Source organism: Candidatus Symbiothrix dinenymphae (genome assembly GCF_001431085.1).
Genome location: NZ_BBRU01000125.1, coordinates 1 through 837, shown reverse-complemented (window position 1 = coordinate 837; position 837 = coordinate 1). Strand labels below are relative to the sequence as shown.

1 pseudogene is annotated in these 837 nt (G+C 46.8%); it reads left to right on the top strand.

Going from position 1 to position 837, the window contains the following annotated elements:
- Nucleotides 1–764, top strand: a pseudogene (locus ASC50_RS02025) (hypothetical protein); the annotation flags it as partial.
- Between the last annotated feature and the right edge of the window lie 73 nt (nt 765–837).

Here is an 837-nt window from a genome sequence, read left to right as displayed (position 1 = left end):
ATTTTATCAAAAACGACCAACAGCCCGACGGACAGTATGCTCGTGAATGGCCGCCCGACGGCAAGGCTGTGTTGGGGGAAGGAAGTATCTGTGCGACAGTCATTCCTGCAATGATAACATCATACCGCCGTTCTAAAGACGCATCTTATCTGCAATCGGCAATCAAAGGTTATGACTTTTACATACAAGAGTTTCATCGCGACGGCTATACGACGGCAGCTGCTCTCGATACATGGTGTATTGACAAGGAATCGGCAATTCCGCTACTGGCAGCCGCTACCCGTTTGTATGAAGAAACAGGCAACCGGCAATATCGTGACGACGCAGTGTCGCTGTCCTATTATTTATCCCAATGGTTATGGCATTATCAGGGTGTTTATCCGGCAGATGATGATTTTACCAAGTACGGTTACAACACATTCGGAGCAACCTCTGTTTCGGTGCAGCATCACTGTTTGGATGTTTACGCTCTTTTCTGGCTACCGGATTGGTTCAAACTTTCGGAATTGACGGGCGACCCGCAATGGAGGGATAAAGCCCTTGCTATATGGCAGAACAGTCAACAGCTGATTGGCGACGGCGAGATGAAGATTCACGATGAGATTCGTCCGGCGGGGAGTCAAAGCGAGTCGTTTTTTCACTGCAACTACTGGCTTGGAGGCTGGATAGCCAACAAGGAAAACGAACGGATAAACGGTTGGATGCCCGGTTGGCTCGGAGCCGCCCGACTCGAAGTATTACGAAAAAATAAAAACATCAAATAATAATAAAAGAGATAGTTATGAACAGACATTTTTTTCTTATCCCGACGTTGCTTTGTGCAACACAGTTATTAAA